The sequence below is a fragment of the Acidovorax sp. SRB_24 genome (genome assembly GCF_012931925.1).
On sequence record NZ_MWOM01000005.1, the window covers coordinates 1 to 25,212 of the forward strand.

The window sequence follows — 25,212 nt, forward strand, 5'->3', positions numbered from 1 at the left end:
TTGGTAGGGCGTGTTGGACTTGAACCAACGACCAAAGGATTATGAGTCCTCTGCTCTAACCAACTGAGCTAACGCCCCATACTCTCTCGCCCAGCGACAAAGCCGGCAGGCCCAGTATTGTAGGGGCTTACTTATGGTGACTGAGCGCGTTCGACACCAGTTTGGAAGTGATATCTACGATCTGAATCATTCTGTCGTACGGCATTCGCATAGGTCCGATCACCCCCAATGTGCCCACTACCTGGCCGTTGACCTCGTAGGGAGCACTGACCACCGAAAGCTCCTCGAAGGGTACAACCTGACTTTCACCGCCAATGAATATGCGCATCCCCTCGGCTTGGTTGGACACATCTAGCAAGCGCAAGATCTGTGTCTTCTGTTCAAACAGATCAAAAGCACGCCGCAGATTGCCCATATCTTTAGAGAAGTCACTGACGGCCAGCAGGTTTCGCTCTCCTGAAATCACGACCTCGTCTTGCGCCTGGGTGAGGGCCTCGGAACTGATGTTGACTGCGGCCTGCATGAGAGCCGCAATCTCGCTGCGCAACATTTCCACCTCGCTTTTGAGCCTCTCGCGCACCTGCTCCATCTCCATGCCCGCATAGTGCGTATTGAGAAAATTTGCCGTCTCGATCAACTGACTTTGTGTGAAATCCGTTTCCGAAAAGATCACCCGGTTCTGAACATCCCCATCCGGAGAGACGATGATGACCAGGAAGCGCCGTTCGGACAAGCGCAGGAACTCAATGTGGCGGAAAACCGATGTACGGCGGGGTGCCATGACGACACCCACGAACTGCGAAAGGCTGGACAGCAGATGGGCCGCGTTGGCAATCACCTTCTGTGGCTGCTCTGGCAGCAGTGAAGACGTCACAAACCGCTCACGGTGCACAGTCATCATGGTGTCCACGAACAACCGATAGCCTTTGGCAGTAGGTATGCGCCCTGCAGAGGTATGCGGACTGGTGATCAACCCGAGCTCTTCCAGATCTGCCATGACATTTCGGATAGTTGCCGGCGACAGCTCCAGACCCGATGCGCGCGATAGTGTGCGCGATCCGACGGGTAGCCCATCCTCGATATAACGCTCTATCAGCGCTTTGAGCAACAGCTTGGCACGATCATCGAGCATGTAATGATTTTAATGATGTAATTTCCATATGAAGCCCCATTTCCGCCACGTTGCATTGATAGGCAAATACCAAACTCCTGTGACTGGCGCTGCGGCCGAGAGCTCTCGGCAAGTTCTTGAGAACATTGCCTTATTCCTTGTATCTCAGGGGTGCAAAGTCACATTGGAAGCGGATACCGCCGCTGCTGCACGGTTGCCGCAGTATGACGCTCTTGACGCTGATGCTATCGGAGAGCAATGCGATGTTGGACTGGTGGTAGGAGGTGATGGCACCATGCTCAGCATTGGGCGCAAGTTAGCGCGGCATGGCACCCCTCTCATTGGAATCAACCAGGGGCGTCTGGGCTTCATCACCGACATTCCGCTTGGCAACTACCGCACCACGCTCCCTCCCATGCTGCGAGGTGAGTACGAGGAAGACCACCGACCACTGATGCATGCTCGCGTGATCCGCGAAGGAACCTGCGTATTTGATGCCTTCGCCATGAATGACGTCGTCGTCAACCGTGGTGCAACCTCCGGCATGGTCGAGTTGCGTGTGGAGGTCGGGGGTCACTTCGTCTCCAACCAGAGAGCAGATGGGCTCATCATCGCCTCTCCCACCGGCTCTACCGCATACGCCTTGTCGGCGGGCGGACCGATGCTCCATCCATCGATTCCGGGATGGGTCTTGGTTCCGATTGCTCCACACACGCTGTCCAACCGCCCCATCGTTTTAGCGGACGCAACAGAAATTGCCATAGAGGTTGTGGGCGGAAGAGACATCAGCGCGAACTTCGACATGCAATCCTTGGCGTCACTTTTGCACGGTGACCGCATTCTCGTAACCCGGTCAGAATATTGCGTTCGTTTTCTGCACCCAAGGGGCTGGAGCTACTTTGACACCTTGCGCAAAAAACTGCGCTGGAACGAAGGAGGCTCTTGAACATGGCCCTTAGGCGCATTGCCCTGCGTGATTTTGTCATCGTCCAAGCACTGGACCTCGACCTTCACGAAGGATTCACGGCCCTGACCGGAGAAACCGGGGCAGGAAAGTCCATTCTGATCGATGCAGTGCAGCTCTCATTGGGCGCCCGTGCCGAAGCGGGCGCCGTGCGCGAAGGCGCCGAGAGGACGGACGTCTGCACAGAATTTGACTGCCCTCCCGCACTCTACCCGTGGCTGGAGGAAGCTGGCTTTGAGTGCGACGACACGCTGCTGCTGCGGCGCAGTATCGACGCACAAGGCAAGAGCCGCGCATGGATCAACGGCAGCCCGGCCACTGCATCGCAGCTGCGTATCGTCGGCCAACAGCTGCTTGACATCCATGGGCAGCACGCCTGGCAAAGTCTCACCAAACCGGATGCGGTGCGCGGGCTGCTCGACGCGTATGCAGGCGTGTCTGACCAAGAGGTAGCGTCCCAGTGGGGACAGTGGCGCGCCGTACAAAAAAAGCTGGCCCATGCACGCTCCGCACAGAGCATGCTGCAGCGCGAGCGCGAGCGCTTGCAGTGGCAAATCTCGGAGGTGGAAAAATTGGCGCCGGCAGAGGGCGAATGGGAGACGCTGAATGCACAACACACACGTCTTGCGCACGCTCAAGCCCTCCTGGACGCGGCACAAGGCGCTTTTTCCGCCTTGGCCGAGGACGACGCCAGCGCGAGCACCCATTTGGCACGCGCGCACCATTTGCTCACAGAGCAAGCGCACCTGGAGCCAGAATTCACCGCTCTCACGGACATCCTGGCATCAAGCATCGCCCAAGCCACCGAAGCTGCGCGCTCCTTGCAGTCGTATCTGCGGCGTACCGAACTGGACCCCCAACGCCTGGAGGAACTCGATGCCCGCGTCTCGCAATGGCTTACCCTCGCGCGCCGCTACAAACGCCAGCCTGCAGAGCTCTCTGCCCTGTTGCACTCTTGGAAAGTTGAAGTGCAGCAACTCGATGCCGCAACCGATCTGGCAGGGCTAGAAGCCACGGAGCACGTTCTGTCCGAAGCCTACAGCGATGCGGCCCGCCAATTGTCACTTGCGCGCACGAAAGCCGCTCCGGGTTTGTCGCGTGCTATCAGCAAAGCCATGCAGGAACTTGGTATGGGAGGTGGCAAATTTGAAGTGGTGGTTGCGAAAGCCGATGCGTCTGCCAGCCACGGCCTGGACGATGTCATCTTTCTGGTGGCTGGGCATGCCGGAATGACGCCACGCCCCGTTGCAAAAGTGGCTTCTGGTGGAGAGCTGTCGCGCATTTCCCTGGCCATTGCCGTCGCAACCAGTGCTTTGGGCACGGCTTCCACCTTGATTTTCGACGAAGTGGACTCGGGGGTGGGCGGAGCGGTGGCCGAGACCGTGGGCCGCTTGATGCGCCAACTGGGCCGGGACCGCCAGGTCTTGGCGGTGACGCATTTACCTCAGGTGGCAGCCTGCGCCGACCACCATTTGGTGGTCTCCAAGGGCCGAGGAATCGCTGGCCCATCGAGCACAGTCACCCCCATTGCGCAAGAGCAGCGTATCTCGGAAGTGGCGCGCATGCTGGGCGGAGAGCGCATCTCTCCCACCACTTTGGCCCATGCACGTGAGATGCTTGGCCTCCGTGACCTGAGACATGTGGAGAAATAGACGATGGCCCTGGAAATTGTATTGATCACCGGAATGTCGGGGTCGGGAAAATCCGTCGCCTTGCGTGCATTGGAAGATGCCGGCTACTACTGCGTTGACAACCTGCCTCCCGAGCTGCTTTCCTCCTTTGTAGCACTGGAACCGCAGCACCATGGCAACCGCGTTGCCATCGCCATGGATGTGCGCAGCGCCACTTCACTGCCACAAGTCCCACAAGAGTTGGCCCGCCTGCGCAGCCAGGGCGTCAAAGTTCATTCCCTGTTTCTGGATGCCACCACGGACACTCTGGTGCGGCGTTTTTCAGAAACACGGCGCCGCCACCCGCTATCCCATGATGAGCTCAAGAACGCGCCCCGCGCCCTGATGCAGGTGATTGACGAAGAGCGGGAGTTGCTCGCGGACCTGCGGGAGCAGGCGCATGTGATTGACACCAGCACGATCCGCGCCTCCCAATTGCAGGGCTATGTCAAGGACCTTATTTCCACGCCACCCGAGCAGCTCACGTTGGTATTTCAGTCGTTCGCTTTTAAACGTGGCATTCCTGTGGATGCGGATTATGTCTTTGACGTGCGCATGCTTCCCAACCCACATTACGAGCCTGCGCTGAGAGAACTGACTGGCCTGGACAAACCGGTGGCGGACTTTCTAAGCCAGCAGCCTGCAGTGGCAGAGATGCGCCTGCACATAGAAAACTTCCTTGGGCACTGGTTGGACTTTTTGGCGAAAAACCACCGCAGCTATGTCACAGTCGCCATTGGCTGCACGGGGGGCCAGCACCGGTCTGTTTATTTGGTGGAGCGCCTGGCGGAAACCTTCAAGGCACAGTGGACGACCTTGCAGCGCCACCGTGAGCTCGATGCGCGCTGACACCACGGCAAACACACACCCATCACCGCTTCCTCTCAGATGCGCTCCAGCAGCTTGCGAATAGGAGCTGGCAATCCCAGATCCTTCCACTGCGCAGGGTTGAACCATGCGCCTTCACTGCCCTGCCAGTCTGAAGCTGCAGGATGCACCTGCACTGTATGCAGATGCAAATCCCTGTGGGTCAGCACATGCACAAACACAGGCCACTCAGAGACGGAGACTGCGGCACCAAACGCAGGATGCTCCATCAAAGCGGCACTTTGTTCGTACACCGGCAAGCAATGCAGTCCAGCCCAGATTCCGGTCGGGGGGCGCCTCTGCAAATGCACGCGTCCCACGCCATCACGCAGCAACAGCAACCACCAAGACACAGACTTGCGCACTAGTTTGCGGGACTTCACTGGATAACGTGCGGGATCACCCTGCCTAAAAGCAATGCATTGCTGTGCAAGTGGACACTGCGTGCACAAGGGTCTGCGCGGTAGGCACACCGTGGCCCCCAAATCCATCAAGCCCTGTGTGTAACGCGGCATGGTGACAGGCAAATCGGTGCGCGGCAGCAAGATTTCCGCTTGGCCCCACAAGGCGCGTTCGTTGGCGGCCACCGCCAGATCGGCCTCGAAACCGAGAATGCGCGTCAGCACGCGGCGCACATTCGCATCCAAGATTGGCACACGTTCTGCAAAGCAAAACGCGGCAATCGCTCCAGCCGTAGAGCGCCCAATCCCAGGCAGCGTTTGCAGCAACTGCGCGCTGCCAGGAAAAACGCCGCCATGCAGCGCCATCACTTGCTGGGCACAGCGATGCAAATTGCGGGCTCGGCTGTAGTACCCCAATCCACTCCAGAGCGACAGCACCTCATCTTCAGAAGCCATGGCAAGCGCACGCACATCCGGGAACCGTTCCAAAAAACGGGCGTAGTAGTCCAATACCGTGCTCACCTGGGTTTGCTGCAGCATGACTTCCGACAGCCACACCCGGTAAGGATCGCGCGTTTGCTGCCACGGCAAATGGTTGCGCCCGTGGTCTTCCTGCCAGCGCACCGTCAGCGCGGCTATCGTCTGTGGCATGTCCCTCATACCGCTTGCAATCCCAACGCCGGGGTAGCGCCGTCCCCGGCAGACAAGCGCATCAATTCGCCAGTAAGTTCTTCGAGTCGCTGCTCGATCTGCACCAATGCCAATTCATTGCCCTCAATCTCTGTAATGCGTTCCACCAAGCCACTGGCGGCATGCTGTATGCGGTCCACAGCTTCGATGCGTCGCACGAAACTGCGCTGGCGCTCACGCAGCTGCACATTCAGAGGGGCCGTGGCCGAGTTGCTCCAGAGTTCCAATTCGTTGGCGACCGATTCCAACAATGCTCGCAGGCGCAGCGCCAATGCGCGCCCCAAGCGCGCCGAAAACTCGGGCCGAGCCATCTTGAGCGCATTGCCCATGCTCAGGTACTGCATATGGCTGTGTTCGACGCGCGCCAGATCCGCGACAAACTGTGCAAATTGCGGCGCAGCAGCCACCTGCAGAGAAAAACCAAACTCCGCATTGAGTTGCCGAAATGTCCCGCCGAGCATGGCCTGAATTTCCGCCGCAGCTGCCTCTGCCGCAGTGAGGGTGCCACGCAAACGCTCAAACAACTGTGTGTAATGTGTGCGAATACCCAGCTTTAATCCACTGTGCTGCAACGATGCATTCAGCTCTTGCATATGCACCTTCAAGGTTTTTGCGCCGAGGTTGTCAAAAACGGCACCCAGCAGTTTCAGGTGCACGGCCCGAACCGCATGGATCTTGGTGGCACTCAACTCGAATTCGCGTTGCTCCTGCTCAATGCGCTGGCGCATCGACGCAATCACCGAAGCGTTCTTGCCACGCAGGCTGCGCAACTCCAGCATCTGGTCATCCAGATCACGCCTGCGGATATGGACTGCACGCGCAGCTTGATTGCGCAAACCTGCCACCCCATCGGCGATGGCGGCGCGCAAAATCGCTTGACGCCCACCCACAATGCCGTCGGCCAACGCAGCTTCCAGGACCGGCAAACCACTCGCAGCCAACAAAGCGCTATCGCCAGAGATCTTGGCCACCAGACCTTTTTGCGCAGAGACCGACACAACCTGTTCTGGATGCACACCCAGCAATTGCGCAGATGTGGCGCACTGGCGCTCCAGTTGCGACTGCACCTGCTCAGACGAACTGAGCGTGTCCCAGAGGGTGTCAATTTTGTTGAGCACCACCAGGCGCGATTCTTTGCCGCCATGCGCAGAAGTCAGATGTTCCCGCCAGATGGACAGATCCGAACGCGTGACCCCGGTGTCCGCTCCCAGAATAAAAACCACCGCCTGTGCCTGCGGTATGAGGTTGACTGTGAGCTCGGGCTCCGCGCCCACGGCATTGAGCCCAGGTGTGTCCAGAATCACCAGGCCTTGTTTGAGCAGGGGGTGCGGCATGTTGATGAGAGCATGCCGCCACATCGGCACTTCAACATATCCCTGGGCGTCCACTACAGGATTTTCGCCGGGCAACTCGTCGTGCCAGAACCCCAGAGCCCGTGCCTCATCCACACTGACGTGGCGCACCTGGGCCACTTTCGCCATCGCCTGTGCAAGTTGATCGGCATCGTGGATGTCCAGCGGAAAATCGACCCATTGCTCGGATCGCATTCGCCACTCCGTCAGGCCTTGCTCCTGCAAACGGGTATCAATCGGCAGCAAACGCAAACTTGGCGCCAGCGCAGAGTCATAGCCCAGCTCGGTCGGGCACATGGTGGTTCTGCCGGCACTGGCTGGCATGATGCGGCGGCCAAAATCCGCAAAAAAAAGGGCGTTGATCAGTTCTGACTTGCCACGCGAGACCTCGGCGACAAAAGCCACCGTGATCTTGTCGGTTCGCACCTGGTCTTGCAGCCGTTGCAAACGCTCACGCATCGCGGACTCCATGAGGTCGTGCGACGTCATCCATTCGGCCAGCCGCGTCAATTGCTGGGCAAATTCGCGCCGCCAAGATCCATGCTGCTCGAACTGTTCGTTGAATGAGGATCCCACGCTGCTCCCGGAATTCAGTGTCTGGTCCAGGGACCGACGGCCTAAAAATACACCACCGTGGTCTCGGCGCCATGCGTCCGCGGCTGGCGCAACGCGGTGGCCTTTCATGCGCGCTGGCATTTCGGACAATAGAAACTGCTGCGCTGTCCCTGGCGCAGCATGCGCACGGGCGTCGTGCAAGTATGACAGGGCATTCCTTCACGGGCATAGACACGCGCCTGCAACTGGAAATGTCCCGTCTGACCATCGGCGCTGGAAAAATCTCGCAAGGTACTGCCCCCTGCGTCCACCGCGGCGTGCAGGACTTGCCGAATGGCGTCGTACAACCTTTGCGCTCTCTTCGGGCCAATGTGCATTGCCGAGGTCGTCGGGCGAATTCCCGCCATGAACAGCACTTCGGAAGCATAGATATTACCCACGCCCACTACCAGCTTTCCTGCCAGCAAAACCTGCTTGACAGGAGCGCGAGCGGCTTTCAAACCCGCCTTGAAACGTTCCAGCGAAAATCCATCCGAGAGTGGCTCCATGCCCAGCCCACTCAGCAGTTTGATGGCCACCGCATCCTGCTCGCTTCCGGCATACACCACTGCGCCAAACCTGCGTGGGTCGTGCAATCGAAGCACGCCATGCGTGGTGAACAGTTCAAAGTGGTCATGCACGCCCCGCGCGGGCAAGGTCTGGGCGAATCCGAGACTGCCAGACATGCCCAGATGGAGCAACAGCATGCCTTCGTCAAGGTCCAGAAGCAAATACTTGCCTCGCCTGCGCACGCCCATCACCCGACGTCCCTGCAACCGCTGGGCGTCAATTCCCAGGGGCCAGCGCAGCGGCTTTCCCGTCTCGACCGAGAGGATTCGCCCCCCCGCGATGGCGGCGGCAAAACTGCGGCGTGTCACTTCCACTTCTGGCAGTTCAGGCATCAACAATCACTTCAAAACAAGGGGCATATGCATGGATTATTATGGCTTGATGGTCCACACACATCGCCTTCTGATGGCCGCCTTGGCCGCCGCTCTGTTGACCGGGACAGTGGCAGTGGTGGCGCAACCCGTTGCCGCCAAAGGCAACGCCCAGCGCGGCGCCACGGCCGCCAAAACCGCTGAAACAGAGTCCAACGCAGCCCTCGATGCCGAACTTTTCTACGAAGTGCTGCTGGGCGAGATGACAATCCAGTCTGGCGACCCTGGATCTGGCTACGCCCTCATGCTGGAAGCAGCCCGCCGCAGCAACGACGAAAAACTCTACAGGCGGGCGGCCGATATTGCCTTGCAAGCGCGTTCTGGCGATGCCGCATTGCAGGCTGCCAATGCCTGGAAGGAGGCTCGGCCGCAATCGCGCGATGCCAACCGGTATGTGCTGCAGATTCTGGTTGCCCTCAACCGTGTTGCCGACAGTGCCGGCCCTCTGAAGCAGGAACTGGCGCAAACCGCGGTGCAAGCCAAGGCTGCCAGCTTTCAGGCACTGCCACAAATATACCGCCGTGTCAGCGACAAGACACTCGCTGCTTCCGTGGTGGAACAGGCGCTCGCGGAAGATCTGGCCAGCTCCACCACGGGGGCTGCAGCCTGGACCGCTGTGGGACGCATGCGCTTGCTGGCGAACGACAAAGCGGGCGCACTCGATGCGGCGCAACGCGCGCAGCAGCTTGACCCCATCAGCGACGGCCCGGCGCTCCTGGCACTGGAGCTTTTGGACGCACGCACTGCGCAAGCCGATGCCGTCGCGGCGCGCTACTTTGCCGGCAAGCCTTCGCCCGCTCTGCGTGCGGCTTACGCACGCGTACTGGTCAACCTGCAACGCAACGAAGACTCTCTCCAGCAATTGCAGGCAGCGACAAGCGAGAAGCCAGACTTTGCCGAAGCCTGGCTCATGCAGGCTGCGTTGCAGTTCCAGCTCAAGCAGTTACCGCAGGCGCAAAAGTCCCTAGAACAATTTGAAACCCTGGTCCAGGCCGCTCCGCAGGGTGATGCGCGCCGCGCCGGTTTGTCTCAGGCCTATTTGCTGCGTGCGCAGATTGCTGAGCGGCGCGGTGACTACGAAGCGGCAGACGCCTGGCTCAACCGCATCGACAGTCCACAGGACATGTTCAGCGCGCAGAGTCAGCGCGCTTTTCTGCTGGGACGCCAAGGCAAACTGGCCCAGGCCCGGGCGCTCCTTCAAACCCTGCCCGTTGCCGGGCCTGACGACGAACGCATGAAACTGCTGGCCGAAGTGCAGTTGCTGCGAGACGCCGGCCAATACCGCGAAGCCTATGCCTTGCAAGGCAAAGCGGTTGCACAGTTTCCTGACGACAACGAACTGCTCTACGACCATGCCATGCTGGCGGACAAAGCCGGCCAACCAGAAGCCATGGAGCGCCTGCTGCGCCAGCTAATGGCCCGCCAGCCCGATTACCACCACGCCTACAACGCGCTGGGTTACTCGTTGGCCGAGCGCGGCATCCGGCTCGAAGAAGCCAAGGAGCTGATCCAGAAAGCGTTGGAATTTGCACCCCAGGACCCTTTCATTACGGACAGCCTGGGCTGGGTGGAATTCCGCCTTGGAAACCGCACCGAGGCCGCCCGGTTGCTGAACCTGGCTTTCAAGAGTCGCCCCGATGCAGAAATTGCCGCCCATCTTGGCGAAGTCTTGTGGAGCCTGGGCGACAAAGAGCAGGCACGGTCGATCTGGAAACAGGGCCAGCAGCTCAACGCCGACAACGACACACTGCGTGAAACCCTCAAGCGCCTGGGCGCTGGGCTGTGATGCACGCTTTGTTCTGTCCTTTTTCGCATCTTGCCAGCTTCTGCCGTCCGGCCCTCCACCGGATTTTCTGGGCTGCGGTGGTGCTGTGCCTGATGGCCGGCTGCGCACAGCTCCCAACCGCACCGGGTGGCACCTTGGCGCAGCGAAGCCACTGGAGTGGCCGGCTGGCCCTTGCCATGGATAACCAGCCATCGCAATCGTTTGCTGCGGCATTCGAACTCGAAGGCGATGCCACGCGTGGCGCTCTGACCCTGCTGAGCCCCTTGGGCAGCGTGCTGGCCCAACTCGAGTGGACTCCAGGGCATGCACGCCTGCAGTCGAACGGGCCGCCCCGCGAATCGGCGTCATTGGACGAACTGTTGCTGCAGGCCACCGGCACGGTCATCCCCGTGCGTGCGCTGTTCAGCTGGCTCGGAGGGATGCAAGCCACGGCCCCCGGATGGCAAGCCGACTTGAGCACAATCGAACAGGGGCGGCTGCTGGCAGTACGCCATGAACCCCCTCCACGCGCCACCCTGCGCGTCACCTTTGAGCGCTGAATTCCGGCCATGCAAGCGATTTACGATGTTCCGGCGCCCGCCAAGCTGAATCTTTTCCTGCACGTCACGGGCCGCCGCCCGGACGGCTACCACCTACTGCAGTCGGTTTTCATGCTGATCGACTGGTGCGACACCCTGCATTTCGAGCGCCGCGCGCATGCGCGGCTGAGCCGGGAAGATATTTCCGTGCCCCTGCCCGCGGACGACCTGACGCTGCGCGCGGCACGCGCGCTGCAAGCTGCAACAGGCTGCCAACACGGCGCGCACATCAGCGTGCACAAGCGCATTCCAGCGCAGGCCGGCATGGGCGGCGGCTCGTCGGACGCCGCATCTGCGCTGCTGGCACTCAACCGGCTGTGGGACCTGCACCTCGACTTGCCCGCGCTGCGGCAGATCGGCCTGGGGCTGGGTGCGGACGTGCCCTTTTTTTTATGCGGCGGAAACGCCTGGGTCGAAGGAATTGGTGAGACAATAGCGCCGCTTGAGAACGCGCACCGCCTTCCGAAAGCGCGCTTTGTGGTCGTCAAACCCGAAGCAGGATTGGATACGAAAGAAATTTTTTCATCTCCCTTCCTCAAACGCGATTCAGACAGTGCTACAATCTCAGGCTTTGCTGCAGCACACTACGACTTTGGTCGTAACGACTTACAGAGCGTTGCTCAGGCACTCTGCCCCGAAGTCACCCAAGCCCTACAGTGGCTTGCGACCCAGGGGTTGAATGCCAGAATGACAGGCTCGGGAAGTGCGGTGTTTGCGCGAATTCCACAGGCGATGGACCTGCCAGACGCACCGCGCGGATGGCAAGTCAAAGCATGTGAAAACCTGATGTCTCACCCTCTGGCAGGGTGGGCATAGGATAAAGTTTTAGGTTGGTTGCCATTCGGCAATTGACCTGTGTAGGGGAGTCGCCAAGCTGGTTAAGGCACTGGATTTTGATTCCAGCATGCAAAGGTTCGAATCCTTTCTCCCCTGCCAAATTCTTGTCGCGTACAGGCATTCAATTCAAATCGCTGAGACGCTCATGCAAGCCAATCACCCTGACTTCATGGTTTTCACTGGCAATGCCAATCCTGGCATGGCCTCGGAAATCGCGCAGCACCTTGGAATCTCGCTCGGGGCTGCCCATGTCGGCCGCTTCTCCGACGGCGAAGTCACCGTGGAAATCAACCAGAACGTTCGCGCCCGCGACGTTTTCGTGGTCCAGTCCACCTGCGCACCGACCAATGAAAACCTGATGGAATTGCTGATCATGGTCGATGCGCTCAAGCGCGCTTCGGCCGAACGCATCAGCGCCGTCATCCCCTATTTCGGCTATGCGCGGCAAGACCGCCGCCCCCGCTCGACGCGCGTGCCCATCACCGCCAAGGTGGTGGCCAACATGCTGCAGGCCGTGGGCGTGGCCCGCGTGTTGACCATGGACCTCCATGCCGACCAGATCCAGGGCTTCTTCGACATTCCGGTCGACAACATCTACGCCTCGCCGGTGCTGCTGGGCGACCTGCGCCAGAAGAACTACGAAGACCTGATCGTGGTCTCGCCCGACGTGGGCGGTGTGGTGCGCGCCCGGGCGCTGGCCAAGCAGCTGGGCTGCGACCTGGCCATCATCGACAAGCGCCGGCCCAAGGCCAACGTCTCCGAAGTGATGCACGTGATCGGCGAGATCGACGGCCGCAACTGCGTGATCATGGACGACATGATCGACACCGCGGGCACGCTCGTGAAGGCGGCCGAGGTGCTCAAGGAGCGCGGCGCCAAGAAGGTCTACGCGTACTGCACCCACCCGATCTTTTCGGGCCCGGCCATCGAGCGCATTGCCAAAGGCAGCTCGCTCGACGAAGTCGTGGTGACCAACACCATCCCCTTGAGCGACGCCGCACGCGGCTGCGCCAAGATCCGCCAGCTCTCCGTCGCGCCGCTGATCGCCGAAACGATCCAGCGCATCGCCCGCGGGGACTCGGTGATGAGTTTGTTCTCAGACCAGGAAAATCTTTTCTAGGTCGGAACAAAAAAGTGCGGCCTCCAGCATCGGAGGCCCTTTTGACAACCGAAAGTGACACTGGTCGCGGTGCACTTCCCATGGAGAATTTTTATGAACTTCGTCGCTTTTGAGCGCGCCAAGCAAGGTACGGGTGCGAGCCGCCGTCTGCGCAATTCGGGCCGCACGCCCGGTATCGTCTATGGTGGTTCGGCCGAACCCCAAGCCATTGAAGTGGACCACAACGCCCTGTGGCACGCCCTGAAGAAGGAAGCCTTCCATTCCAGCGTGCTCGACATGGAAGTGGCCGGCCAGACCAGCAAGGTCCTGCTGCGCGACGTGCAATACCACCCCTACAAGCAGCTGGTGCTGCACGTGGACTTCCAGCGCGTGGACGCCAAGACCAAGCTGCACATGAAGGTGCCCGTGCACTACGTTGGCGCGGAAGAGTCCGTCGCGGTCAAGACCGAAAACTGCACGATCAACACGGTCGTGAACGAACTCGACGTGACGTGCATGCCCTCGGACCTGCCCGAGTTCATCACCGTCGACCTGAGCGGCCTGAAGAAGGGCATGGCAGTGCACCTCAAGGACGTGAAGCTCCCCCGTGGCGTGAACGCTGTCACGCGCGGCAGCCAGAACAACCCGACGCTGGTGTCCGTGGTGCCTCCACTGGTTATCGTCGAAGCGGCCGCAGTGGCGCCCGTCGCCGAGGCCAAGGGCAAGGGCAAGAAGAAGTAATTCTTCCTGCCGTGCCGCCGCGCCGCGGCGGCCTTGCCCGACAACGGCCCACCCAGTGTGGGCCGTTTCTTTTGGTGCCACGGATAATCGCCCGCATGATCAAATTGTTTGTGGGCCTGGGCAATCCCGGGCCCGAGTACGAAGCCACGCGCCACAACGCGGGCTTCTGGTGGATAGACGCGCTGGCGCGCGAACTCAAGCTCACCCTGCAGCCCGAGCGCAGCTACTGGGGACTGGCCGCGCGCACCGCCGTGCAGGGGCAGAGCGTGTGGCTGCTGCAGCCGCAGACCTTCATGAACCTGTCGGGCAAGTCGGTGGCCGCCCTGGCGCGTTTTTTCAAGATCCCACCCGACGAGATCCTGGTGGTGCACGACGAGCTCGACATGGTGCCCGGCCAGGCCAAGCTCAAGCGCGGCGGTGGCCACGCGGGGCACAACGGCCTGCGCGATATCCACGCCCAGCTCGGCTCGCCCGACTACTGGCGCCTGCGCATCGGCATCGGCCACCCCGGTGACCGCGCCGACGTGGCGAACTGGGTGCTCAAGAAGCCGTCGCCCGAACAGCGCACGCTGATCGAGGACAGCATTGCCCACTCGCTCAAGGCCTGGCCGCTGCTGCAGGCGGGCGACATGGACAAAGCGACGCTGCAGATCCACACCACCAAACCGCCACGGCCCAAGCCGCCCCGGCCCGCGGTAGCGTGATCCTTACTGACTTCACTTTTTATAGCTTCCAGCGCTTGTCCTGTAAGGACTAGAGTCTGAAATCACCTGAAAACGGTTAGCCGATCTGCACGCTCGCCTGCAGGCGGTGGAATTTTTGCCACAGCGTTTCGCGGCTTTCCACATGCTGCGGATCGACGGGAATGCAGGACACGGGGCAGACCTGCATGCACTGCGGCTCGTCAAAGTGGCCGACGCACTCGGTGCACTTGTGCGGATCGATCTCGTAGATTTGCGGGCCCAGGTAGATGGCCTGGTTCGGGCACTCGGGTTCGCAAACATCGCAATTGATGCATTCGTCGGTGATCATCAAGGCCATGGCAGACTCCGGTGGGGGTGGCGCGGCGTGCGGAAGAAGCTTTAGCGCACGCCTGCGGACCAATGCGCCATTATCCCGCTTCGCCCCACCGCCCCCCGGAGTCCACCGCCGCGGTGGGGAGATTTGCCGCTATGCTGCGGGCGCCACCCTCGCCCTGCGCTGCCGCCTCGCCAGACCCCGCTTTCCCTGCATGAGTCTTTTCCTCCTCAAACGCTTCGCCACCTTCCTCGCCACGCTGCTCGGCACCTCCGCCGTGGTGTTCCTGGTGCTGGAGGTCCTTCCGGGCAACGCCGCGCAGGTGCTGATGGGCCCCGACGCGGCGCCCGAAGCCGTCGCCGCCCTGGCCGCGCAGCTGGGGCTCGACCAGCCGGCCTGGCAGCGCTATGGCCACTGGCTGGGCGGCCTGCTCACCGGCGACCTGGGCAACAGCCACGCCTACGGCTCGCCCGTGCTGGACCTGGTGCTCGAGCGCCTGGCGTTGACCGTGCCGCTGGCCCTGCTGGCGATGGCGATCACCACCGTGCTGGCCCTGGCCGCGGGCGTCTATGCGGCCGCGCGGCACAACCGGCTGGGCGACGTGGGGGTGATGACCCTGGCGCAGATCGGCATCGCCATTCCCAACTTCTGGTTCGCCATCCTGCTGATCCTGCTGTTTTCGGTGCAGCTGCAGTGGTTCTCGGCCGGCGGATTTCCGGGCTGGACCGAGGACAGCGGCGGTGGCCTGGTGCCGGCGCTCAAGGCCTTGCTGCTGCCGGCCATTGCGCTGGCCGTGGTGCAGGCCGCCATCCTGGCGCGCATCACGCGCTCGGCGGTGCTCGAAGTGCTGCGCGAGGATTTCGTGCGCACCGCGCGCGCCAAGGGCCTGTCGCGGCGCGCGACGCTGTGGGGCCATGTGCTGCGCAACGCCATGATTCCGGTCATCACGGTGATGGGCCTGCAGTTCGCGAATCTGCTGGCAGGCACCATCGTGGTCGAGAACGTCTTCTACCTGCCGGGCCTCGGGCGCCTGATCTTCCAGTCCATCGCCAACCGCGACCTGGTCGTGGTGCGCAACTGCGTGATGCTGCTGGCGGCCATGGTGGTCGCGGTCAACTTCGTGGTCGACCTCCTCTATGCCGCGATCGACCCGCGCGTGCAGGCGAGCGACATATGAACCCCTCTTCCGCCTTCCCCCCCTCCCCGCCTGCCGCCGCACGGCCCGCGCGCGGCTGGCAGCGCGCGCTGCGCCACCCCAGCTTCGCGCTCGGCGCGCTGCTGGTGCTGCTGCTGCTGGCCGCGGCCGGCCTGTCCTTCGTCTGGACGCCCTGGTCGCCCTACGAGATGGACCTGCCCGGCAAGCTGCAGGCGCCGACGGCGCAGCACTGGCTGGGCACGGATGCGTTCGGCCGCGACGTGGCCTCGCTGCTGCTCGTGGGTGCGCGCAATTCGATTCTGGTCGGCCTGATCGCCGTCGGCATCGGCCTGTCGGTCGGCACGGCGCTGGGGCTGCTGGCGGCGGCGCGGCGCGGCTGGGTCGAGGAGCTGGTGATGCGCCTGGCCGACTTCACCTTCGCCTTCCCGGCGATCCTCTCGGCCATCATGCTGACGGCGGTGTTTGGCGCCGGCATCGTCAACGCCATCGTCGCCATCGGCATCTTCAACATCCCGACCTTCGCGCGCGTCACGCGCGCCTCGGCCAACGCCGTCTGGTCGCGCGAATTCATCCTGGCCGCGCGCGCCTGCGGCAAGGGCCGCTGGCGCATCACGCTCGAGCATGTGCTACCCAACATCGCCTCGGTGCTGATCGTGCAGGCGACCATCCAGTTCGCCATCGCCATCCTGGCCGAGGCCGCGCTGTCGTACCTCGGCCTGGGCACGCAGCCGCCCCAGCCCTCGTGGGGCCGCATGCTCGCCGAGGCGCAGACCCTCATGTTCCAGGCGCCGCTGCTGGCCGTGTGGCCCGGCGTGGCCATCGCGCTGGCCGTGCTCGGGCTGAACCTGCTGGGCGATGGGCTGCGCGACCTGCTGGACCCGCGCCTCGCGCGCCAACGCTGAACCCGAAACCATGGCCTTGCTCGAAGTCTCCGACCTGCACGTGCAGCTGCAAACGCCCCGCGGCCCGGCCGAGGCCGTGCGCGGCGTCGGCTTCACGCTCGAGCGCGGCGACACGCTGGGCCTGGTGGGCGAGTCGGGCTGCGGCAAGTCGATGACCGCCCTGGCGCTGCTGGGCCTGCTGCCCGACCGTGCCGTGGTGCGCGGCAGCATCCGCCTGCACGGCCAGGAGCTCGTGGGCCAGGGCGACACCGCGCTGTGCCAGGTCCGCGGCAACCGCATCGGCATGGTGTTCCAGGAACCCATGGCGGCGCTCAACCCGGTGCACCGCATCGGCCACCAGGTGGCCGAGCCGCTGCGCCTGCACCGCGGCCTGGGCGCGCGCGCGGCGCGCCAGGAGGCCATCGCCTTGCTGGACCGCGTGGGCATTCCCGACGCCGCGCGGCGCATCGACGCGTACCCGCACCAGTTCTCGGGCGGCCAGCGCCAGCGCATCACCATCGCCATGGCGCTGGCCTGCGGGCCCGACCTGCTGATCGCCGACGAGCCGACCACGGCGCTGGACGTGACCGTCCAGCGGCAGATCCTCGACCTGATCGCCGAGCTGGTCGCCGAGCGCCAGATGGCGCTGATCCTGATCTCGCACGACCTCGGCGTGATCGCGCAGAACGTGCGCCGCATGCTCGTGATGTACGGCGGCAGCGTGGTCGAGAGCGGCCCCACGGCAGAGGTGTTTGCCGCCATGGCGCACCCCTATACGCGTGGCCTGTTCGCCGCGCGCCCGCGCCTGGCGGCTGTGCGCCAGCCCGGCAAGCGCCTGGCCACCATCGCCGGCACCGTGCCCGAGCTGGTGGAGCTGCCCGCCGGCTGTCCGTTCGCCGGACGCTGCGCATTCACCATCGGCGCCTGCCACACCACCGTGCCGCCGCCGACGCTGCTGGCGAACGGGCATGTCGTGCGCTGCATCCGGCTCGATGCGGTGGCGGCCGCGCAGGAGGCCACCGCATGAATCTCGCAGCAACTACCGATTTGATAGCTGCCAGCCCAGGCGGGGCAAGCGCTGGAGCCTCATTTGACCCTCGGAACCCGCCGCTGCTGCAGGTCACCGACCTGGTGCGCCACTACGCCCTGCCGCGCGAGCGGCTGTTTGCGCCGCCGCCCAAAGTGCAGGCACTCAACGGCGTGGGCTTCCGCATCACGGCCGGGCGCAGCCTGGGCATCGTCGGCGAGTCGGGCTCGGGCAAGTCGACGCTGGCGCGCCTGGTGATGGCGCTGGACACGCCCACCTCGGGCACGGTCGAGCTGCTCGGGCGCAACCTGCACACGCTGCCGCAGGCCGAGCTGCGCCGTGCGCGGCGCGACTTCCAGATGGTGTTCCAGGACCCGTACGGATCGCTCGATCCGCGCCAGACCGTCGAGCGCATCGTCACCGAGCCGCTGCAGGCCCAGGGGCAGGCGGGCCGCGCCGCGCAGCAGGCGCAGGCCGCCGCCGTGCTCGACCAGGTGGGGCTGCGCCGCAGCGACCTGGCCAAGTACCCGCATGAGTTTTCGGGCGGTCAGCGCCAGCGCATCGCGATTGCACGCGCGCTCATCACGCGCCCGCGCCTGATCGTGGCCGACGAACCGGTGAGCGCGCTCGACGTGTCGGTGCAGGCGCAGGTGCTCAACCTCATGGCGGACCTGCAGCAGGAGTTCGGCGTCACCTACCTGCTCATCAGCCACGACCTGGCGGTGGTGAACCACTTGTGCGACGAGGTGGCCGTGCTCTACCAGGGCCGCATCGTCGAGCAGGGCGCGCCCGGCGCGCTGTTCACTGCGCCAAGCCACCCGTACACGCGCGCGCTGCTCGCGGCCGTGCCCCCGATGCAGCCGGCGCCGGCGCGCGCGCTGCGCGCAATGGTGTAAAAAGACAGGTTACCTGGCTCGCTGCGCAGCCCCCGCCCCGGGGAGGCCGCCCAGCGAGCGTTCTCGCTTGCCACGTATTCATTCGGAGATCTTGTCCATGCTCAACCGCCGCACCGTCCTTGCCACAGGCGCCCTGGCTGCCGCCCCGCTGGCCCTGCCGCTCGCGGCCCTCGCCCAGAGCAAGAAGGACACCGTTGTCCTGGCCCTGACCCTGGAGCCGCCAGGGCTGGACCCGACGGCGGGCGCGGCCTCGTCGATCGCCGAGATCGTCCACTACAACGTCTTTGAAACGCTGACCAAGATCAACCCCGACGGCAGCGTCTCGCCGCTGCTGGCCGAGGGCTGGGAGGTCTCGCCCGACCTCAAGACCACCACCTTCCGGCTGCGCAAGGGCGTGAAATTCCAGAACGGCGAGCCGTTCAACGCCGCCGCCGTGAAGTTCTCGTTCGATCGCGCCGGCAGCGACAAGAGCACCAACAAGGACAAGCGCAACTTCGCCAACCTCAGCACGCAGGTGGTGGACGAGCACACGGTGGTGGTCATCAACAAGGACATCGACCCCGACTTCCTGTTCGTGCTCGGACAGGCCACGGCCATCATCGTCGAGCCCAAGAGCGCCGCCACCAACGCCACCCAGCCCGTGGGCACCGGCCCCTACAAGCTCGATGCCTGGAGCAAGGGCTCGTCGATCACGCTCGGCCGCTGGGACGGGTTCCGCAACCCTGGCGCCATCCGCATCCGCCGCGCCACCTTCCGTTTCATCTCCGACCCGGCCGCCCAGGTGGCGGCGCTGCTGGCCGGCGACGTGGACGCCTTCCCGCGCGTGACGCCGCGCAGCGTGGCGCAGTTCAAGGCCAACCCGCGCTTCCAGGTGGTGGTGAGCGGCTCGCGCGCCAAGACCATCCTGGCCATCAACAATGCCAAGAAGCCCCTCAACGACGTGCGCGTGCGCCGCGCGATCGCGGCCGCCATCGACCGCAAGGCCGTGATCGAGGGCGGGGCCGACGGCTATGGCGCCCCGATCGGCAGCCACTATGTGCCCGGCGCCTTCGGCTACGTGGACACCACGGGCATCAACCCCTACGACGTGGAGAAGGCCAAGAAGCTGCTGGCCGAGGCCGGCATCAAGACGCCGCTCGAACTCACCATGACGCTGCCGCCCGCGCCCTACGCGCGCCAGGGCGGCGAGGTGATCGCGGCGCAGCTGGCCAAGATCGGCATCGTCGCCAAGCTGCAGAACGTGGAGTGGGCGCAGTGGCTCAGCGGCACCTATGGCGCCAAGAACTACGACCTGACGCTGATTTCGCACGTCGAGCCCTTCGACCTGGGCAACTTCGCCAAGCCCGACTACTACTGGGGCTACCAGTCGCCCCAGTTCAACGAGCTCTACGAAAAGATCCAGACCTCGGCACGCCCGGCCGACCGCGCCCGCCTCCTGGGCGACGCGCAGCGCCTGCTGGCGCAGGACTGCGTGCACGCCTTCCTGTACCAGCCGCAGTGGGTGACGGTGGCACACAAGAACCTCAAGGGCCTGTGGAAAGACATGCCCGTGTTCGTCAACGACCTCTCGGCGCTGTCGTGGACCTGAGCGCCCCCGCCACCGGCGGCGCGCTACATGCGCTGCCCGCCCACGCCCTGCTCGCCGCCTACCGCGCGCGCACGCTCTCGCCCGTGGAGGTGACGCGGGCCGTGCTCGACCACATCGAACGCTGGGAGCCGCACCTGCATGCCACCTGGCTGCTGCGCCCCGAGGCCGCGCTGGCCCAGGCACGCGCCTCCGAGGCCCGCTGGCAGCGCGGCGCGCCCCAGGGCCTGCTCGATGGCGTGCCGGCCACCCTCAAGGACAACATCGCCACGCGCGGCGATCCGACGCCGCTGGGCACCGCGGCCGCCGACCTGGTGCCCGCCAGTGCCGACGCCCCGCCGGCCGCCCGCCTGCGCGAGGCCGGTGCCGTGCTCGTGGCCAAGACCACCATGCCCGACTACGGCATGCTGTCGTCGGGGCTGTCGAGCTTCCATGCGCTGGCGCGCAACCCCTGGGACCTGTCCAAGGGACCGGGCGGCTCCAGCGCCGGCGCGGGCGCCGCCGCCGCTGCGGGCTACGGCCCGCTGCACGTGGGCACCGACATCGGCGGCTCGCTGCGCCTGCCGGCGAGCTGGTGCGGCATCTTCAGCCTCAAGCCCAGCCTGGGGCGCATTCCCATCGACCCGCCCTACACCGGCCGCGCCGCCGGCCCGATGACCCGCAGCGTCGCCGACGCCGCGCTCATGATGCAGGTGCTGAGCCAAAGCGACGCGCGCGACAGCATGAGCCTGCCCGCGCAAGACATTGCCTGGGCCGATTTCGACCACGGCGCGGGGCACCTGCGCGGCCTGCGCATCGGGCTGCTGCTCGAAGCGGGCTGCGGCCTGGCCCTGGAGCCCGAGGTGCGCGCCGCCGTCGAGCACGCCGCGCGCCTGCTGGAGCGCGCAGGCGCCTCCGTCGTGCCCATGCAGCCGTTCATGACGCAGGCCATGCTCGACGGCATGGACCATTTCTGGCGCATGCGCTCGCACCTGGACATGGCCAGCCTGGCGCCCGCGCGCAAGGCCCGGGTGCTGCCCTACATCCGCGCGTGGGCCGACAGCGCGGCCACCATGACCGGTGCCGAGGTGTACCGCGCGAGCCAGCAGTTCCACCTCGTGCGCATCGCCACCGTCCAGGCCTGCAGCGCCTTCGACTACGTGGTCTCGCCCGTGGCCCCGATGGCGGCCTTCCCGGCCGAACTGCCATCGCCCACCAACGACCCGTTGCGCCCGCTGGAGCACATCGGCTTCACGGTGCCGTTCAACATGTCGGAGCAGCCGGCCGCCTCGGTCAACTGCGGCTACACCGCCGGCGGCCTGCCGATCGGCCTGCAGATCGCCGGGGCGCGCTTTGACGACCTCGGCGTGCTGCGCCTGGCGCGAGCGTTCGAGCTGATCCGCGACCCCCAGCGGCCCTGGCCGCAGCCGCCGGCCAGCGCCTGAGCGGCGGCCGCCCGGGCGCCTTGGCGCACGGTGCCGGCAGGGCTTCTCAATGCGCCACCGCGCCGCAGGCGCCGGCGTTGCCGCTGCGCCGGTGGTTCTGTTCCTGGCCGACCCAGGGCCCGGCCCATCCGAGGCCCGCGCCCGCCTCCAAGGGTCGGACCGCTCACCACAGCTCGGCCGTGGCCTGCAGGACAAGCCCGCCTTCGTGGTCGCTGGCCCACAGCCGCACCTCCTGTACGTCGGCCGACGGCGCGCCATGGAGGCCGAACGGGTGCAGGTCGAACACCGGCCGCACGGCCTTGAAGCGGAAACCCTTGAGCCGTGCCCCCGGCCGCTGGCGGCGCACCAGATCGACCAGCAGCGTGGCGATCAACGGGCCGTGCACGACGAGGCCGGGATAGCCTTCGACCTCGGTCACATAGCGGCGGTCGTAGTGGATGCGGTGGCCGTTGAAGGTCAGCGCCGAATAGCGGAACAGCAGCACATCGTCGGGCACGATGTCGCGCTGCCAGGCGGCGCCTTGCTCGGCCGGCATGGGCGGTGGCGCCGGGTCATCGGCCCGCGCGGCCGCGCGGTAGACGATGTCGTGCTCCTCCGTGAGTGCCAGGCCCCGCGCGTTGTGCACTGCGTGCTGCACCTGCACGAACAGCAGGTCGCCCGTGCGCCCCGCCCTGTGCGTGACCGAGGCGATGCGCGAGGTGCGCCGCACGGCATCGCCCACCACCAGGGGGTTGCCCGGCTGCCACTGCAGGCGGCCCCCGGCCCACATGCGGCGCGGCAGCGGCACCGGCGGCAGGAAGCCGCCGCGCCGGGCGTGGCCGTCCGGGCCCAGCGCGCTCTGGCGCGGGTGTGGCAAGAAATACAGCCAGTGCCACAGCGGCGGCAGCGGCGTGCCGGTCCGGGGAGGCGGATCGTCGCGGTCCAAGGTCGCGCTGAGGGCTTGCACGGGGGCGGCGGTGACGGTGTCGTCCAGCGTTTCGGTGGTGCCGACCCAGGTTTTCAGGTGCGCCAGCGAGGCGCTGTCCAGGGTGCGTGCCACAGGGTCGAGAGAATGGTCCATGGGAGCATCATGGTCGCCGCACTCGGGGGCGCGCGCAATCCCTCCCTGACAGGGTCGACAGCGCTGCTGCCGCAGGCCACCGCCACACCCCACCGGGCGATCGGCGATCCGGTTTACGCAGGCTTGAGGGCTGCGCCGGCCTCGGAGTCGGCCTGCGCCTTCGCCTGGTCGTACACCGGCTGCGCGGGCAAACCCTCCAGGTGCCGCGTGTCGGCCCAGCGCAGGATGTCGATGGCATCGCCGTGCATGCGCACGCGGTTGAAGGCGGCGTTGGGAATGTCGCTCTGGCGCGGACCCGCCAATCCCAGGCCATGCGCGGTGCGCCACACCATGTCGAGCACGCCGCCGTGCGTCACCACCACCAGCGTCTGGCCCGCGTGTGCCTGCGCCAGGCGCCGCAGCGCGTCCATCACACGCGCATGGAACTGGCGCGTGGTTTCGCCCCCGGGCATGCCAGAATCGGCCTGGAAGCGCAGCCACTGCGCCCAGGCGCCGGCATGTTGGGCCTTGATGTCGTCCACGCGCATGCCATCGACCACGCCAAAACTCTGCTCGCGCAGCGCGCGGTCGACCAGCGCCTCCAGGCGCAGCTGCGGCAGCAGCGCGCCCAGCACGGGCTGCGCGGTTTGCTGCGTGCGCAGCAGGTCGCTGCTGACCAGGTGGTCGGCCCGCACGCCTTCGCGTGCCAGCCGCTGCGCCAGGCGCTGCGCCTGCGCATGGCCGGTGGCGTTGAGCGGCACGTCCACCTGGCCCTGGAAGCGCAGCTCGCGGTTCCAGTCGGTCTCGCCGTGGCGGATGAGGATCAGTTCGGTCATGGGAGCATCGTCCTGCGCGGTGTCATTTTTTGGGTGTTTTTGGCTTCAAACGCTTATCTGTCGAGCGATTACAGCTATATTTTACATAGCACAATTTACCGCGTCACCGTGGCCAGGCGCACCGCCAGCCCGAGAAAGACCAGCCCCGCCACCCGGTTGAGCCAGCGCTGCGCGCGCGCCGAGCGCTGCAGCAGCACCCCGAAGGCCCCCGAAAAGCAGGCGATGGCACCGAACACCAGCAAGGTCGCCAGCATGAAGACCACGCCCAGCACCATGAGCTGCGGCGCCACGCTGCCGCGCGCCGGGTCGGCGAACTGCGGCAGGAATGCCAGGAAGAAGATCAGCACCTTGGGGTTGGTGAGGTTCATCACCATGCCGCGCCCCACCATGCGCGCCAGGCCCGGGGCCGCTGCAGCGCCGCGCGCGCTCTGGCCGTTGGCTCCGGCCCCTTCTTCACCTGTGGCGCCATCGCCCACCGCCCCATCGACCACCGCCACCGGCGCGCGCAGGCTGTGCCACGCGAGCCACGCCAGGTAAGCGGCGCCGCAGAACTTGAGCGCGGTGAACGCCAGCGCCGAGGCCGCGAACACCGCCGCCAGCCCCAGCGCCACGGCCGCCGTGTGCACCACGAGCCCCGCGCACAGGCCCAGCACCACGGCCATGCCAGCGCGCCAGCCGCGCTGGGCCGACTGCAGCAGCACGAAGAGGTTGTCGGGGCCGGGCGTCAGGCCCAGCAGGACGGCGACACCAAAAAACGCCACCAGGGTTTCAAGAGAAGGCATGGAAATGCGGCTCCAGAGAACGGAAAGGACACAGCCTGCCATTGTGCGCCCGGGCCTGCGGGCCATGGCCGCCGCCGCCTCACGCCGTGACGATCCAGCCTTCGAGCGGGTCCATGCCGGGCGGCAGGCCGTAGAGCGGATCGCCCGCCGCGTGCGCGCGCTCGGCCCAGGCGGCCTGCAGCAGGCACAGCACGGCGTCCAGGCTGTCGCCGCTGACGTCGTCGACCAGGGCATCGCGCTGCGTATGGCTGAGCTTGAGCTGCAGACACAGCCGGGTCTGGCCGTGTTCCAGCGCGGTGACCAGGTCCTTGCGCGCGAGCAGGCGCTCGGCCGTCTGCTGGGCGCGCGCGTCGCTCTTGTAGCTGCGCCGCCCCAGCACCTCGCGCGCCAGCAGACCCGGGTAGGCCTCCACGGCCACGCGCCGCGCCCCGTCCCGGTCCTCGCCCGCGTGCAGGCCGGGCAGGTGCACGCCCGCATCGAGCAGCAGTGGCACGCCGGCATGCAGCATGTATGCCACGGGCGGGTTGACCCATTTCATGCTCGGGCTGGAGCCCGCCGGGCCATCGGTGGCGCGGTGCGCAAACTTGCCGCCTGCGGGGCGCCCGGCGCAAAAGGCGGCAAAGACGTCGCGCACCTGCGCACGCGTGAGCGACCGGTAGTGGCGCATGCAGGCCTGCCACTGCAGCGGCCAGCCCAGGGTCTGCAGCAGTTCGCGCGGCAGGCCGAACGGCAGGTCAAAGCCGCCCACCCAGGGGCGCGGCTCGGCCAGCCAGCGGCCAAAATCTTCGAGCGTGGCAAAACGCTGCAGGCCGGCCAGAACGACGCGGCCGCCGCGCCGCTCGCCCAGCGCCAGCATGATGGGCTTGCGCCGGCTCGGGCGGCTGGAGAAGTCGCAGCCCAGCAGCGGGGTGGCGATGGCCGCAGCGGGCGTGGCCATG

24 protein-coding genes and 2 tRNA genes are annotated in these 25,212 nt (G+C 65.2%); 16 read left to right on the forward strand and 10 right to left on the reverse strand.

Annotated features, from left to right (window positions below; all coding sequences use genetic code 11):
- Nucleotide 1: 1 nt before the first annotated feature.
- Together B2J89_RS02550 and hrcA are read right to left on the reverse strand one after the other, a co-directional pair.
- A tRNA-Ile gene (locus B2J89_RS02550) sits at nt 2-78 on the reverse strand.
- A 49-nt stretch (nt 79-127) separates the two neighbouring features.
- Nucleotides 128-1,132, reverse strand: a complete 1,005-nt coding sequence (hrcA, locus tag B2J89_RS02555; RefSeq protein WP_169167668.1) for a heat-inducible transcriptional repressor HrcA — start codon at nt 1,130-1,132, stop codon at nt 128-130.
- A 28-nt stretch (nt 1,133-1,160) separates the two neighbouring features.
- Between hrcA and B2J89_RS02560 the strand changes: the two genes are divergently transcribed.
- Genes B2J89_RS02560 through rapZ form a run of 3 tightly spaced genes read left to right on the forward strand, consistent with a single transcriptional unit; the run spans nt 1,161 to nt 4,594 of the window.
- Complete coding sequence (locus B2J89_RS02560) at nt 1,161-2,057, forward strand: NAD kinase (RefSeq protein ID WP_169167669.1); 897 nt, start codon at nt 1,161-1,163, stop codon at nt 2,055-2,057.
- 2 nt (nt 2,058-2,059) lie between these two features.
- Nucleotides 2,060-3,727, forward strand: a complete 1,668-nt coding sequence (gene recN / locus B2J89_RS02565) for a DNA repair protein RecN (protein ID WP_169167767.1) — start codon at nt 2,060-2,062, stop codon at nt 3,725-3,727.
- A 3-nt stretch (nt 3,728-3,730) separates the two neighbouring features.
- Nucleotides 3,731-4,594: an RNase adapter RapZ gene (rapZ, locus tag B2J89_RS02570; protein ID WP_169167670.1), complete on the forward strand. Its 864-nt coding sequence runs from the start codon at nt 3,731-3,733 to the stop codon at nt 4,592-4,594.
- Between the two features lie 35 nt (nt 4,595-4,629).
- Here rapZ and mutY read toward each other — a convergent pair whose 3' ends face one another.
- From mutY to mutM, 3 genes are all read right to left on the reverse strand, one after another.
- Nucleotides 4,630-5,673, reverse strand: coding sequence for an A/G-specific adenine glycosylase (gene mutY / locus B2J89_RS02575; RefSeq protein ID WP_169167671.1), 1,044 nt, complete (start codon nt 5,671-5,673; stop codon nt 4,630-4,632).
- A complete protein-coding gene (locus tag B2J89_RS02580) occupies nt 5,670-7,631 on the reverse strand; it encodes a dynamin family protein (RefSeq protein ID WP_169167672.1) in 1,962 nt (653 codons plus the stop codon). Before B2J89_RS02580 ends, mutY begins: the two co-directional genes overlap by 4 nt.
- 104 nt (nt 7,632-7,735) lie before the next feature.
- Complete coding sequence (gene mutM, locus B2J89_RS02585; RefSeq protein WP_169167673.1) at nt 7,736-8,551, reverse strand: bifunctional DNA-formamidopyrimidine glycosylase/DNA-(apurinic or apyrimidinic site) lyase; 816 nt, start codon at nt 8,549-8,551, stop codon at nt 7,736-7,738.
- 31 nt (nt 8,552-8,582) lie between these two features.
- Here mutM and B2J89_RS02590 point away from each other — a divergent pair, with 31 nt between their 5' ends.
- The 7 genes from B2J89_RS02590 (at nt 8,583) to pth (ending at nt 14,335) form a co-directional block, all read left to right on the forward strand.
- The gene (locus B2J89_RS02590) at nt 8,583-10,376 is read left to right on the forward strand and encodes a tetratricopeptide repeat protein (RefSeq protein WP_169167674.1); all 1,794 of its coding nucleotides are present in this window, start codon (nt 8,583-8,585) and stop codon (nt 10,374-10,376) included.
- A complete protein-coding gene (locus B2J89_RS02595; protein ID WP_169167675.1) occupies nt 10,376-10,915 on the forward strand; it encodes a lipoprotein insertase outer membrane protein LolB in 540 nt (179 codons plus the stop codon). Before B2J89_RS02590 ends, B2J89_RS02595 begins: the two co-directional genes overlap by 1 nt.
- 9 nt (nt 10,916-10,924) lie before the next feature.
- Nucleotides 10,925-11,770, forward strand: coding sequence for a 4-(cytidine 5'-diphospho)-2-C-methyl-D-erythritol kinase (ispE, locus tag B2J89_RS02600; RefSeq protein ID WP_169167676.1), 846 nt, complete (start codon nt 10,925-10,927; stop codon nt 11,768-11,770).
- 43 nt (nt 11,771-11,813) lie between these two features.
- Nucleotides 11,814-11,890 (forward strand) — tRNA-Gln (locus B2J89_RS02605).
- Nucleotides 11,891-11,936: 46 nt separating this feature from the next.
- Nucleotides 11,937-12,911, forward strand: a complete 975-nt coding sequence (locus tag B2J89_RS02610) for a ribose-phosphate pyrophosphokinase (protein WP_169167677.1) — start codon at nt 11,937-11,939, stop codon at nt 12,909-12,911.
- 93 nt (nt 12,912-13,004) lie between these two features.
- Entirely contained in the window at nt 13,005-13,631 is a 627-nt protein-coding gene (locus tag B2J89_RS02615; RefSeq protein ID WP_169167678.1) for a 50S ribosomal protein L25/general stress protein Ctc, read from the forward strand.
- Nucleotides 13,632-13,726: 95 nt separating this feature from the next.
- Nucleotides 13,727-14,335, forward strand: coding sequence for an aminoacyl-tRNA hydrolase (gene pth, locus B2J89_RS02620; protein ID WP_169167679.1), 609 nt, complete (start codon nt 13,727-13,729; stop codon nt 14,333-14,335).
- A 76-nt stretch (nt 14,336-14,411) separates the two neighbouring features.
- Here the strand turns inward: pth and B2J89_RS02625 are convergent, their stop codons facing one another.
- Nucleotides 14,412-14,672 (reverse strand): YfhL family 4Fe-4S dicluster ferredoxin, encoded by a 261-nt coding sequence (locus B2J89_RS02625; protein WP_169167680.1) that lies wholly within the window; start codon nt 14,670-14,672, stop codon nt 14,412-14,414.
- A 190-nt stretch (nt 14,673-14,862) separates the two neighbouring features.
- On the opposite strand from B2J89_RS02625, the gene B2J89_RS02630 reads away from it, so the two are divergent.
- The 6 genes from B2J89_RS02630 (at nt 14,863) to B2J89_RS02655 (ending at nt 21,617) form a co-directional block, all read left to right on the forward strand.
- Nucleotides 14,863-15,825, forward strand: coding sequence for an ABC transporter permease (locus tag B2J89_RS02630; protein ID WP_169167681.1), 963 nt, complete (start codon nt 14,863-14,865; stop codon nt 15,823-15,825).
- Nucleotides 15,822-16,706, forward strand: a complete 885-nt coding sequence (locus tag B2J89_RS02635) for an ABC transporter permease (RefSeq protein ID WP_169167682.1) — start codon at nt 15,822-15,824, stop codon at nt 16,704-16,706. Before B2J89_RS02630 ends, B2J89_RS02635 begins: the two co-directional genes overlap by 4 nt.
- A 10-nt stretch (nt 16,707-16,716) precedes the next feature.
- Entirely contained in the window at nt 16,717-17,712 is a 996-nt protein-coding gene (locus tag B2J89_RS02640) for an ABC transporter ATP-binding protein (protein ID WP_169167683.1), read from the forward strand.
- Nucleotides 17,709-18,608, forward strand: coding sequence for an ATP-binding cassette domain-containing protein (locus B2J89_RS02645; RefSeq protein ID WP_169167684.1), 900 nt, complete (start codon nt 17,709-17,711; stop codon nt 18,606-18,608). Before B2J89_RS02640 ends, B2J89_RS02645 begins: the two co-directional genes overlap by 4 nt.
- A gap of 97 nt (nt 18,609-18,705) precedes the next feature.
- Nucleotides 18,706-20,196, forward strand: coding sequence for an ABC transporter substrate-binding protein (locus tag B2J89_RS02650; RefSeq protein WP_169167685.1), 1,491 nt, complete (start codon nt 18,706-18,708; stop codon nt 20,194-20,196).
- A complete protein-coding gene (locus B2J89_RS02655) occupies nt 20,187-21,617 on the forward strand; it encodes an amidase (RefSeq protein WP_371809023.1) in 1,431 nt (476 codons plus the stop codon). The genes B2J89_RS02650 and B2J89_RS02655 overlap by 10 nt, the downstream gene beginning before the upstream one ends.
- 163 nt (nt 21,618-21,780) lie before the next feature.
- On the opposite strand, the gene B2J89_RS02660 is transcribed toward B2J89_RS02655, so the two are convergent.
- From B2J89_RS02660 to B2J89_RS02675, 4 genes are all read right to left on the reverse strand, one after another.
- The gene (locus B2J89_RS02660; protein WP_169167686.1) at nt 21,781-22,677 is read right to left on the reverse strand and encodes a MaoC family dehydratase N-terminal domain-containing protein; all 897 of its coding nucleotides are present in this window, start codon (nt 22,675-22,677) and stop codon (nt 21,781-21,783) included.
- Nucleotides 22,678-22,790: 113 nt separating this feature from the next.
- Nucleotides 22,791-23,492, reverse strand: a complete 702-nt coding sequence (locus B2J89_RS02665; RefSeq protein WP_169167687.1) for a histidine phosphatase family protein — start codon at nt 23,490-23,492, stop codon at nt 22,791-22,793.
- Between the two features lie 95 nt (nt 23,493-23,587).
- Complete coding sequence (locus tag B2J89_RS02670; protein ID WP_169167688.1) at nt 23,588-24,274, reverse strand: LysE family translocator; 687 nt, start codon at nt 24,272-24,274, stop codon at nt 23,588-23,590.
- A gap of 79 nt (nt 24,275-24,353) precedes the next feature.
- On the reverse strand, nt 24,354-25,211 hold the full coding sequence (locus B2J89_RS02675) for a DUF429 domain-containing protein (protein WP_169167689.1): 858 nt from the start codon (nt 25,209-25,211) through the stop codon (nt 24,354-24,356).
- Nucleotide 25,212: the final 1 nt, after the last annotated feature.

Bases quoted from the DNA above. Each gene is read 5' to 3' on its own strand.
- B2J89_RS02560 (WP_169167669.1), top strand. From the start codon at position 1,161: ATGAAGCCCCATTTCCGCCACGTTGCATTGATAGGCAAATACCAAACT.
- B2J89_RS02635 (WP_169167682.1), top strand. From the start codon at position 15,822: ATGAACCCCTCTTCCGCCTTCCCCCCCTCCCCGCCTGCCGCCGCACGG.
- hrcA (WP_169167668.1), bottom strand. From the start codon at position 1,132: ATGCTCGATGATCGTGCCAAGCTGTTGCTCAAAGCGCTGATAGAGCGT.
- B2J89_RS02675 (WP_169167689.1), bottom strand. From the start codon at position 25,211: ATGGCCACGCCCGCTGCGGCCATCGCCACCCCGCTGCTGGGCTGCGAC.
- B2J89_RS02640 (WP_169167683.1), top strand. From the start codon at position 16,717: ATGGCCTTGCTCGAAGTCTCCGACCTGCACGTGCAGCTGCAAACGCCC.
- B2J89_RS02665 (WP_169167687.1), bottom strand. From the start codon at position 23,492: ATGACCGAACTGATCCTCATCCGCCACGGCGAGACCGACTGGAACCGC.
- mutM (WP_169167673.1), bottom strand. From the start codon at position 8,551: ATGCCTGAACTGCCAGAAGTGGAAGTGACACGCCGCAGTTTTGCCGCC.
- B2J89_RS02630 (WP_169167681.1), top strand. From the start codon at position 14,863: ATGAGTCTTTTCCTCCTCAAACGCTTCGCCACCTTCCTCGCCACGCTG.
- B2J89_RS02660 (WP_169167686.1), bottom strand. From the start codon at position 22,677: ATGGACCATTCTCTCGACCCTGTGGCACGCACCCTGGACAGCGCCTCG.
- B2J89_RS02595 (WP_169167675.1), top strand. From the start codon at position 10,376: ATGCACGCTTTGTTCTGTCCTTTTTCGCATCTTGCCAGCTTCTGCCGT.
- pth (WP_169167679.1), top strand. From the start codon at position 13,727: ATGATCAAATTGTTTGTGGGCCTGGGCAATCCCGGGCCCGAGTACGAA.
- B2J89_RS02650 (WP_169167685.1), top strand. From the start codon at position 18,706: ATGCTCAACCGCCGCACCGTCCTTGCCACAGGCGCCCTGGCTGCCGCC.
- B2J89_RS02645 (WP_169167684.1), top strand. From the start codon at position 17,709: ATGAATCTCGCAGCAACTACCGATTTGATAGCTGCCAGCCCAGGCGGG.
- mutY (WP_169167671.1), bottom strand. From the start codon at position 5,673: ATGAGGGACATGCCACAGACGATAGCCGCGCTGACGGTGCGCTGGCAG.
- ispE (WP_169167676.1), top strand. From the start codon at position 10,925: ATGCAAGCGATTTACGATGTTCCGGCGCCCGCCAAGCTGAATCTTTTC.
- recN (WP_169167767.1), top strand. From the start codon at position 2,060: ATGGCCCTTAGGCGCATTGCCCTGCGTGATTTTGTCATCGTCCAAGCA.
- B2J89_RS02610 (WP_169167677.1), top strand. From the start codon at position 11,937: ATGCAAGCCAATCACCCTGACTTCATGGTTTTCACTGGCAATGCCAAT.
- B2J89_RS02625 (WP_169167680.1), bottom strand. From the start codon at position 14,672: ATGGCCTTGATGATCACCGACGAATGCATCAATTGCGATGTTTGCGAA.
- rapZ (WP_169167670.1), top strand. From the start codon at position 3,731: ATGGCCCTGGAAATTGTATTGATCACCGGAATGTCGGGGTCGGGAAAA.
- B2J89_RS02590 (WP_169167674.1), top strand. From the start codon at position 8,583: ATGGATTATTATGGCTTGATGGTCCACACACATCGCCTTCTGATGGCC.
- B2J89_RS02615 (WP_169167678.1), top strand. From the start codon at position 13,005: ATGAACTTCGTCGCTTTTGAGCGCGCCAAGCAAGGTACGGGTGCGAGC.
- B2J89_RS02670 (WP_169167688.1), bottom strand. From the start codon at position 24,274: ATGCCTTCTCTTGAAACCCTGGTGGCGTTTTTTGGTGTCGCCGTCCTG.